The sequence below is a fragment of the Methylacidimicrobium cyclopophantes genome (assembly GCF_902143385.2).
GTDB lineage: Bacteria > Verrucomicrobiota > Verrucomicrobiia > Methylacidiphilales > Methylacidiphilaceae > Methylacidimicrobium > Methylacidimicrobium cyclopophantes.
The window spans coordinates 1-1,599 of record NZ_CABFUZ020000055.1 but is presented as its reverse complement, the minus strand read 5'-3'; the positions used below and the strand labels follow the sequence as shown (position 1 = coordinate 1,599).

General features: G+C 63.2%; 2 protein-coding genes. One reads left to right on the top strand and one right to left on the bottom strand.

Translation table 11 applies throughout. The features are described 5' to 3' along the window. Positions 1-776: NAD(P)(+) transhydrogenase (Re/Si-specific) subunit beta (locus tag FN369_RS01220; RefSeq protein ID WP_142524397.1), on the top strand; the 776-nt coding region annotated here is incomplete at its 5' end. A gap of 69 nt (positions 777-845) precedes the next feature. Here FN369_RS01220 and FN369_RS01215 read toward each other — a convergent pair. Further along, positions 846-1,599 (bottom strand): beta/alpha barrel domain-containing protein (locus tag FN369_RS01215; protein ID WP_142524396.1); only part of this gene is annotated, 754 nt, incomplete at its 5' end.

Sequence of the window (1,599 nt, the reverse complement as noted above, 5' to 3'; positions counted from 1 at the left end):
GCGGGGCCGACATGCCGGTGGTGATCTCCCTCTGCAACGCCTGCACGGGGATGGCGGTGGGCTTCGAAGGCTTCGTCCTCAACCATCCCGCGCTCATGATTGCGGGCACGGTCGTGGGAGCGGCGGGCAGCCTGCTCACGCTCCTGATGGCGCGTGCGATGAATCGCTCTCTTGGAAACATCCTCTTCAGCAACTTTGGCGAGATCGGAGCGGAGCAGGCCGAAGCGACGGGGAGCCTCAAACCGATCAGCGCCGAGGATGCGGCCGCGACTCTCTGCTATGCGCGCAAGGTGATCTTCGTTCCGGGCTACGGGCTCGCCGCCGCGCATGCCCAGCAGAAGCTCTATGAGCTCGCCAAGCGGCTCCAGGAAGAGGGAGCGGACGTCAAGTTCGCCATCCACCCGGTGGCCGGTCGGATGCCGGGCCACATGGACGTCCTCCTGGCCGAAGCGGGGGTACCCTACGAGATGATCGTCGGTTTGGACGATATCAACCCGGAGTTCCCCATGACCGACGTGGCACTCGTCGTCGGCGCCAACGACATCGTCAACCCTGCGGCCCGGACCGACAAGGGCTCCCCGATCTACGGCATGCCCATTCTCGATGTCGACAAGGCTCGCCAGGTTTACGTCATCAAGCGAGGCCAGGGGAAAGGCTATGCGGGGGTCGAGAACCCCCTCTTTACCGCAGAGAACTGCCACATGGTCTACGGAGATGCTCAAGCGGTGCTCGCCCAGATGCTCCAATCGATCAAGGAACTCGTGGGCCAGCATTAGCGTCCGGCGACGTCCGTTTGGATCCGCCCGAGCCGTTTGTCCGATCGGAGAGGAATCGCTCCGTCTCCTCTACCGATCCGCTTCGGTGCGAGCGGGATAGCGCTGCAAAATATCGATGTAACGGGCGCGCGCAGCCGGCTCGGCCTTCGAGAGGCGCCCGCAGCTCAAGAGACCCCGAATCGAGTCGACCGAATCGATCTCCCGGCTTTCCAACCATTCGCGAAGGCCGTCGACGAGCCGCTTCATATGCGGGATCCCCTCCCGCAGGAGAGCCGAAGTCGTCATGACCACGTCGGCCCCTGCAAGAAGGTATTGGATCACCTCGCGAGAGCTTTCGACTCCCGTACTCGCCGCCAAGGAAGCCTCCAGATGATCCCGGAGAAGACGGATCCAGAAGAGCGGAAGGCGCGTTTCACCCTCCCGGCTGAGCTCCAGATCGTCGAGGTAGCGCAGCTCGGCGATATCGATCTGCGGCTGGTAGAAGCGGTTGAAGAGAACGAGCGCTTGCGCCCCGGCTTCGACCATACGCCTGGCCATGTTCCCCAGGGAGCTGAAGGCCGGGAGGAGCTTGACCGCCAGCGGCAGCGAGATTTCGGAGCGGACCGCTCGAACGATCTCCAAGCAGCGCTCTTCCACCAACCGTCCCTCCATCGAAAGATCGGTAGGGAAGAAGTAGACGTTGAGCTCCAAGCCATCGGCCCCCGCCTCTTCGATCCCCTTGGCGTAGGAGATCCATCCTTCGCTCGTTACTCCGTTGAGGCTGCCGATGATCGGAATCTCGACCGCTCGAACCGCCTCCCGGATCAGCTCCAGGTAGCGATCG